The sequence below is a fragment of the Streptomyces ipomoeae 91-03 genome (genome assembly GCF_000317595.1).
In the GTDB taxonomy this organism is placed as follows: domain Bacteria; phylum Actinomycetota; class Actinomycetes; order Streptomycetales; family Streptomycetaceae; genus Streptomyces; species Streptomyces ipomoeae.
Genome location: NZ_AEJC01000415.1, coordinates 92,485 through 101,585, shown reverse-complemented (window position 1 = coordinate 101,585; position 9,101 = coordinate 92,485). Strand labels below are relative to the sequence as shown.

The 9,101-nt window shown below is 73.7% G+C and carries 2 protein-coding genes; both read left to right on the top strand.

Features of this window, described 5'->3' with window-relative positions; genetic code table 11:
* On the top strand, nucleotides 1-2,311 hold a 2,311-nt coding region (locus tag STRIP9103_RS27765; RefSeq protein ID WP_048821092.1), incomplete at its 5' end, for a KR domain-containing protein.
* Nucleotides 2,312-2,376: 65 nt separating this feature from the next.
* On the top strand, nucleotides 2,377-9,045 hold the full coding sequence (locus STRIP9103_RS27760) for a type I polyketide synthase (protein ID WP_234022314.1): 6,669 nt from the start codon (nucleotides 2,377-2,379) through the stop codon (nucleotides 9,043-9,045).
* The last annotated feature ends 56 nt before the right edge of the window (nucleotides 9,046-9,101 follow it).

Genomic DNA, 9,101 nt, shown 5'->3' with positions numbered 1-9,101 from the left:
CCTGCCGACCTACCCGTTCCAGCACCAGCACTACTGGCTGGAGGAGGCCGAGCGGCCCGAGACCGAGCGGGCCGTCGACGAGGTGGACGCGCGGTTCTGGGAGGCGGTCGAGCGTGAGGACGTCGGGTCGCTGGTGGCGGCCCTGGGCGTCGGCGCTGAGGAGCGGGAGCGCACGGCCGACGCGATGGAGGCGGCGGTGGGTGTGCTGGCGTCGTGGCGGCGGCGCAGGGACGAGAAGTCGGCGGTGGACCGGCTGCGTTACCGGATCGGCTGGAAGCCCCTCACGAACCCGGCGCCCGGGCTGCCCACCGGCACCTGGCTCGTCGTGGCCCCGCAGCTCACCCACACGACCGACACGATCGAGCAACTGCTCGGCACCCTGGAAGCGCAGGGCCTGCGGACCGTCGTACTCCCCTACGACTACGACTACGACTACGACTGCGACGGAAACGGCGGTCCCGATCGCGCCGGGTTCGCCGAGCTGCTGCGGAAGCAGGCCGCCACCATCGGCGACGACCTGGGCGGCGTGCTGTCGCTGCTGGCCCTGGACGACCGTACGACCGGCGCGTGCGCGGCGTTGAGCGTGGGCGCCGAAGCGACCCTCACGCTGGTGCAGGCGCTCGGCGACGCCGGGGTCACGGCACCGCTGTGGTGTGTGACCTCGGGGGCCGTCAGCACGGGCCCGGCCGATCCTTTGCGGTCGCCGTGGCAGGCGCTGGTGTGGGGGCTCGGGCGTGCGGTGCCGCTGGAGTCGCCGGACCGGTGGGGCGGACTCGTCGACCTGCCCGGGACGGTCGACGAGCGGGCGGTACGGCGGCTGTTGGGCGCCCTGTGCGGTCAGGACGGCGAGGATCAGCTGGCCGTACGCCCGGCGGGCGTGCTCGCGCGCAGGCTCGGCCGGGACACCGCCCGTGCCACGGCCGAGTGGCGGGTGCGCGGCACGGTTCTCGTGACCAGCGGCACGGAAGGGCTCGGCCGGCACGCGGCGGCGTGGCTCGCCCGGGCCGGTGCCGAGCACCTGGTGCTCACCGTCGCCCCCGGCGCGTCGTACGACCTCACCGATATCGAACTCCGTTGCGCGTTCACCGTCATCGAGGCCGACCTGACCACGCGTGAAGGCGTCGCCGGCCTCCTCACCCGCGTCGACGAGCTCGGCCTCACCCCCGACGCTGTCGTACACGCGGCCGATCTCGTACGGACGAACCCCCTCACCGGCACTGATGTGACGGAGCTGGTGGAGGTGCTGGCGGCGAAGGCGGACGGTGCCGTGCATCTCGACGAGTTGCTCGGGGACAGGACACTGGACATGTTCGTGGTGTTCTCGTCGATCGCCGGTGTGTGGGGCGGTGGCGGGCAGGGGACCTCGGGTGCGGCGAACGCGTTCCTCGACGCGCTCGTCGAGCGGCGCCGGGCGCGTGGGTTGCCGTCGCTGTCCGTGGCGTGGGGCGTCGTCGAGGGCATCGGAGTCGGTGCGGACGAGGCGACCGTGGAGCAGTTGCGGCGCCGGGGTGTGTCGCCCGTCGCGGCCGACCTGATCGGCAAGGCGCTCGCGCAGACCGTCACTTCGGATGCCGCAGCCACTGCCACCACCGCCTCCGTCACCGTGGCCGACATCGACTGGGAGAAGTTCGTGCCCGCCTTCACGGGCATGCGGAGCAGCCCGCTCCTCGGGGATCTCCCGGAGGCGCGGCGGATCATCGAGGCCGCCGCCGCGGACGACGACGGCGGTGAGACGGGCTCCGAGTTCCTGCGCTCTCTCACCGAGGCGTCGGAGGCGGAGCGGGATCGGATCCTGATGAAGCTGGTGCGGACGACGGCGGCGACCGTCCTCGGCCACAGCGGACAGGACGCGATCAGCCCGCAGAGCCCCTTCCAGGAGATGGGCTTCGACTCGCTGGCGGCGGTCAGCCTGCGCAACAGCCTCAGCACGGCCGTGTCGCTGCGCCTGCCCGCCACGCTGACCTTCGACTACCCCACCCCCGCCGCACTCGTCGGCTACCTGCGCGAACAACTCCTCCAGGAGTCCGCCCAGAACCCGTCCCAGGAGGACGCCGAACTGGCGGAACGCGAGGCCGAGATCCGGCAGGCCCTGGCCTCGGTCTCGCTCACCGCCCTCCGGGACGCCGGACTCCTCGACGCCCTGCTGGACGTCGCGGGCGCCGGCACGGCGGCGGACGAGGCCGGCGGGTCGGGCGGGACGAAGGGGGCGAACGGGTCCGCCGGGTCGGCCGGGGCCGCCGGCGACGAGGAGCTCATCGACGCGATGGACGTCGACGACCTGCTGCAACGCGCTCTCGGGAGCACCCAGTGACTCAGCGGCACGCGGTGAAGCGGCACGCAGTGAAACGGAACACGGAACAGGACAGGGAGCGGGACGTGGCGCGGGAGACGGAGCGGGACGTGGACAAGCGGGTCGGCAGCGCGTCCGGCGTGAACAAGCGGGTGGGCAGCACGTCCGGCGAGGACCGCCGGGCCGGCAACGCCTCCGGCACGGGCAACCGCGCCGACAAGGCGTCCGGCGAGGACACCCGGGTCGGCAACGGTGCCGGTGACCGGACCGACAAGCTGGTCGAGGCCCTCCGCGCGTCGCTGAAGGAGAACACCCGGCTGCAGAAGCAGTACGACCAGGCCGTCGCCGAGTCGTCCGAGCCGATCGCCGTGGTCGCCATGTCGTGCCGGCTGCCGGGCGGCGTCACCACGCCGGACGAGCTGTGGCGGCTGGTGGCGGACGGCGTCGACGGCATCACCGAGTTCCCCACCGACCGCGGCTGGGACCTCGACGCCATCTACGACCCGGACCCCGACAGGACCGGCACGTGCTACATCCGCGAGGGCGGCTTCCTCGACGACGTCGCCGCCTTCGACGCCGAGTTCTTCGGCATCTCACCCCGCGAGGCGCTGGCCATGGACCCGCAGCAGCGGCTCCTCCTCGAAACGGCCTGGGAGACCTTCGAACGCGCCGGCATCGACCCCGTGGGGCTGCGCGGCGACCGCGTGGGTGTGTTCGCCGGTGTGGTGAACCACGACTACCTCACCCGGATCAACCCGCTCCCCGCCGACCTGGAGGGCTACCAGTGGACCGGCGGCGCCGGCAGCGTCGCCTCCGGGCGCGTCGCCTACGCCCTGGGCCTCGAAGGGCCCGCCGTCACCGTGGACACGGCCTGCTCGTCGTCCCTCGTCGCCGTCCACTTCGCGATCCAGGCGCTGCGCGGCGGGGACTGCCGGCTCGCCCTCGCCGGCGGCGTCGCCGTGATGGCGGCCACCGACGGCTTCGTCAGCTTCTCCCGGCAGCGCGCCCTCTCCCCGGACGCCCGCTGCAAGTCCTTCGCGGCGGCGGCCGACGGCACCGGCTGGTCCGAGGGCGTCGGCATGCTCCTCCTGGAGCGCCTGTCGGACGCCCGACGCCATGGCCATCCCGTGCTCGCCGTCATCCGTGGCTCCGCCGTCAACCAGGACGGCGCCTCCAACGGGCTCACCGCCCCCAACGGCCCCTCCCAGCAACGCGTCATCCGCCAGGCCCTCGCCGACGCCCGCCTCTCCCCGGCCGACGTGGACGCCGTCGAGGCCCACGGCACCGGCACCGTCCTCGGCGACCCGCTGGAGGCCCAGGCCATCATCGCGACGTACGGCCAGGACCGCCCCGAGGAGCGCCCCCTCTGGCTCGGCTCCCTCAAGTCCAACATCGGCCACACCCAGGCCGCCGCCGGTGTCGCGGGCGTGATCAAGATGATCCAGGCCATGCGACACGGCGTCCTGCCCAAGACCCTCCACGTCGACGCGCCGACCCCCCAGGTCGACTGGTCGGCCGGCGCCGTGGAACTCCTCACCGAGTCGCGCGAGTGGATCGCCCCCGACGACCGTCCCCGCCGGGCCGGTGTCTCCGCGTTCGGCGCCAGCGGTACGAACTCCCACCTCATCCTGGAGGAGGCGCCGAAGCCCGAGCCCGTGGAGGAGCCCACCCCCGAACCACTGCCGGTGACGCCGCTGGTGCTGTCCGCCCGGGGGAAGGGCGCCCTGGCCGCCCAGGCGGGACGCCTCCTGGCCCATATCGAGGGCACCGGCTCCCTGCTCGATGTGGGCCACTCCCTCGCCACGGGCCGCGCCCGGTTGTCCGAGCGGGCCGTGATCCTCGCGGGTGACCAGGACGAGGCCCGTACGGCCCTGACCGCACTGGCCGCCGGTGAGTCGCACCCCGCGCTCGTGACCGGAAACGCCGGCGACGGCCTCCTCGCGGTGCTGTTCACCGGGCAGGGCAGTCAACGCCCAGGCATGGGCCGGGAGTTGTACGACGCCTTCCCCGTGTACGCACAGGCCTTCGACGAGGCGTGCGCGGCCCTCGACCGGCATCTCGCCGGGCATGCCCCGCACCCGGTGGCGGAGGTGGTGTTCAGCGATCCCGACGGCTGGCTGGACCGGACGCTCTACACCCAGACAGGTCTGTTCGCCGTCGAGACCGCGCTGTACCGGCTCGTCGAGTCCTGGGGCGTACGGCCGGACCAGGTGGCCGGTCACTCCATCGGCGAGCTGACGGCCGCTCACATCGCCGGTGTGCTCGACCTGGAGGACGCGGCGAAGCTCGTGGCCGCCCGCGCCCGCCTGATGCAGTCCCTGCCCTCCGGCGGCGCGATGATCACCACCACCGCCCCGGCCGAGACCGTCGCCAAGCTGCTCACCGAGCGCACCGCCGTAGCCGCGTACAACAGCCCCACCAACACGGTGATCTCCGGCGACACCGACGAGATATCGGCGCTACGGGAGACGCTGACCGGACAGGGCCACCGCGTCCGGGACCTGACCGTCTCCCACGCCTTCCACTCGCCGCTGATGGACCCGATCCTGGACGAGTTCGCGAGCGTCGCCGCGACCGTGACGTACCGTCAGCCCCGTATCCCCCTCGTCACCGCCGGGGAAGGCGATCGGCTCGGGGAAGGCGATCGGCCGGGGGAAAGCGGCCGGCCGGGGGAAGGCGACCCGCTCACGCCCGGCTACTGGACCCGGCACATCCGCGACTTGGTCCACTTCGAGCGGGCGGTACGGACTCTCGCGGCCGAGGGCGTGACCACCTTCCTGGAACTGGGCCCGACCCCGCATCTTGCCTCGGCCGTCAACGACACCCTCGACACCCCGGCCTGCGTCCCCACCCTCCGCCCCGACGACCCCGAACCGCGCACCCTCCTCACCGCCGTCGCCACCCTCCACACCCGGGGCATCCCTCTCGACTGGCCCGCCCTCCTCCCCGGCGGCAGGCGCGTGGACCTCCCCACGTACGCCTTCCAGCACCAGGACTACTGGCTCCTGCCCGACCCGAACGCGGCCACCGACGCCACCGGCCTCGGCCTCACCAGCCCCGGTCACCCGCTCCTCGGTGCGATGACCGAACTACCCGACACCGGCGGCTACTTGTTCACCTCACGGCTCTCCACGCGGACGCACCCCTGGCTGGCCGACCACGTCGTCGCCGGGACCGTCCTCATGCCGGGCGCGGGCTTCGTCGAGCTGGCGCTGCACGCCGCGCGGGAGACCGGCTGTGCCGGTGTCGACGAGCTGATCATCGAGGCGGCCTTGCCGCTGCCGGAGGAGAGCGGCGTCGATGTACGGGTGACCGTGCAGCCGGACGGGGGCGACGGGAGCCGGGCCTTCGCCGTCCACTCGCGGCCCGCCGGAAGCGACCCCGGCACCCCGTGGACGCGGCACGCGAGCGGAACCCTCGGCGCGGCCGGGGACACGGCGGGCTTCGACCTCTCCGTCTGGCCGCCGGAGGGCGCCGAACCGCGCGACGCCGGCACGCTCCACGAGACGCTGTCGGCGGCCGGTTACGACTACGGGCCCGCCTTCCAGGGCCTGCACACGGTGTGGGTGCGCGGCGAGGAGATCTTCGCCGAGGCCGAACTGCCGCAGGACCAGCACGAAGAGGCGGCGCGCTACGGCATCCACCCCGCGCTCCTCGACACGGCCCTGCACGCCAACACCTTCCGGGGCGAGACCGACGCGGGCGAGGGCAGGACGCTGCTGCCGTTCGAGTGGAGCGGTGTCCGGCTGTACGCGACTGGTGCGGAGCGGGTGAGGGTGCGGGTCGCCCCGGCCGGGGCACCGGACCGGATGGCGTTCCAGCTCGCCGACGCCACCGGCGCGCCCGTCGCGTCGGTCGAGGCACTGGTCCTGCTGCCCGTGGCCAACGACCGGCTCGGGGCCGGCGGTCGCCGGGGCGACCTCGACGCGCTGCACCGGGTCGAGTGGGCAGAGGTGACGCTGCCGGCGGCCGAGGGCGACTTCGACGCCGTACCCGTCATGAGCGCGCGGGACGTCCGCGAACTGGCCGAGGCGACCGCCTCCGGAGCACCGGCGCCCGACATCCTGCTGCTCGAACTCACCGGCGACGGACCGGAACCGGCCGCCGTGCACACGCTCACCACGGACGCCCTGGCGGTGGTCCTGGCGTGGCTCGGCGAGCCGGAACTGGAGGACAGCAGGCTGCTCGTCATCACCCGGGGAGCCGTGAGCACCGGGCTCGGTGGCGAGACGGTCACCGATCTCGCGGCGGCTGCCGCGTGGGGTCTGCTGCGGTCGGCGCAGTCGGAGAACCCCGGGCGGCTCGTCCTCGTCGACCTCGACTCCGACGCCGACGGGGAGCCCGCCGGGGCCCTGCCCGCCGTACTCGCCGCCGATCAGGGGCAGTTCGCCCTGCGGGGCGGGCGCGCGTACGCACCCCGGCTCACCAGGAACCACACCCGGCTCCTGCCGCCCGCCGAGGCGGAGGCATGGCGGCTGGAGAGCGAGGGCGGCGGCACCCTCGACAGCCTGGCCCTGCGTCCGGAGCCCGCCGCGCTCGCGGAACTCGCGCCGGGAGAGGTACGGATCGCCGTCCGGGCGGCGGGCCTGAACTTCCGTGACGTGCTCATCGCGCTCGGCGTCTACCCGGGGCCCGCCGCCATGGGCAACGAGGGCGCGGGTGTCGTGGTGGAGACGGGGGCGGACGTCACCGCGTTCGCGCCGGGGGACCGGGTGATGGGCATGTTCCCCGGCGCCTTCGGGCCGGTCGCCGTCGCCGACGAGCGCAGCCTCATCCGCGTACCGGAGGGGTGGACGTTCGAGCAGGCGGCGACCGTGCCCATCGCGTTCACCACCGCCTACCACGCGCTGCGCGACCTCGCCGACGTACGGGAGGGCACGTCGATCCTGATCCACGCGGCGGCCGGCGGTGTCGGCATGGCCGCGGTGCAGCTGGCCCGGCACCTGGGGGCGGAGGTGTTCGCCACCGCCAGCCCCGGCAAGTGGGACTTCCTGCACGGCCAGGGCATCGACGCCGCCCATCTGCACAACTCGCGCACCCTGGACTTCGAACGCCACTTCCTGGACACGACCGGAGGCCGTGGCGTCGACGCCGTGCTCAACGCGCTCACCGGCGACTTCATCGACGCCTCGCTGCGGCTGCTGTCGGACGGCGGACACTTCGTCGAGATGGGCAAGACCGACCTCCGGGACGCCGCACGCACGGCCGCCGAGCACCCCGGAGTCGCGTACCACGCCATCGACCTCGGCACCGGCGACAACACCCGCATCCACGAGATCCTCGCCGAGCTGGCCGTCCTCTTCGAACAGGGCGCCCTCCAGCCGCTACCGCTGACCACGTGGGACCTCGCCGACGCCAAGGACGCCTTCCGGTACATGAGCCAGGGCAGGCACATCGGCAAGAACGTGCTGCTGCCGCCGCGCCGGCTCGACCCGAACGGCACGGTCCTCGTCACCGGCGGCACCGGTCACCTCGCGGCCATCCTGACCCGTCACCTCGTCGACCACCACGGGGTGCGCAATCTGCTCCTCGTCAGCCGTCGGGGCGCCGCCGCGCCGGGTGCCGGGGAACTGCGGGCGGCGCTCGTCGAGAAGGGCGCGGACGTACGGATCGAGGTGTGCGACGCCACCGACCGCACGGCGCTCGCGGCACTGCTGGACACCGTCCCGGAAAGCGCGCCGCTCACCGCCGTCGTCCACACGGCCGGTGTGCTCGACGACGGTGTCGTCACCACCCTCACCCCCGAGCGGCTGTCAGCCGTACTGCGGCCCAAGGTCGACGCGGCGTGGAACCTGCACGAACTCACCGCGGACCGCGACCTGGACGCGTTCGTGCTGTTCTCGTCGCTCGCCGGACTCATCGGCGGCCCCGGCCAGGGCAACTACGCCGCCGCCAACACCTACCTCGACGCCCTCGCCCACCACCGGGCGGCCGGGCACCGGGCGGCGCTGTCCCTCGTGTGGGGCCTGTGGGAGCAGGGCGGCAGCATGACCGGGCAGTTGAGCGAGGCCGACCGGCAGCGGCTCGCCCGGGGCGGGCTCGTGCCGCTCACCGCCGACGACGGCATGGCACTGTTCGACGCCTCCCTGCGCGGGGCCGACCCGGTCACCGTGCCCGTACGACTGGAACTCGGCGCCCTGCGCGCCCTGGCCGAACAGGGCTCCCTGCCGCCGCTGTTCCAGGGCCTCGTCAAGCACACGCGCCGCGCCGCCAACTCCGACGGCGACACGGCCGGCGGGCTCGCCGAGCGCCTCGCCAAGGCCGGACGCGCGGACCAGGAACGCATCCTGCTGGACCTCGTCACCGCCGAGACGGCCACCGCGCTCGGGCACGCCTCGGCCGACGCCATCGACCCCGCCCTGCCGTTCAGCGACATCGGCTTCGACTCGCTCACCGCGGTCGAACTCCGCAACCGGCTCATGGCCGCCACCGGCGTCAAACTCCCCGCCACGCTGATCTTCGACCACCCCACACCCCACGCCATCCTCCAGCTGCTGATCGCCGAACTCGGCCAGGACGTCGACGACATCGCCGTACTCCTCTCCGAACTCGACGGCATCGAGGCGGGCCTCGCGTCGATCGCGCCCGGCGAGGCCGAGCACGCGCAGGTCCGCAAGCGGCTGGAGGCCCTTGTCGCCCAGTGGGACGCGCTGAGCGGCAGGGCGGCCGACGGCGACGGCAGCGAGGTCGACCTCGACGCGGCCACCGACGAGGAGATGTTCCAGCTCATCGACAGCGAGTTCGGGTCGTCCTGATCGCCGTCCGCCTCCGGGCGCGACCCCGCCCGGAGGCAACCGGCCCGCCCGACGGC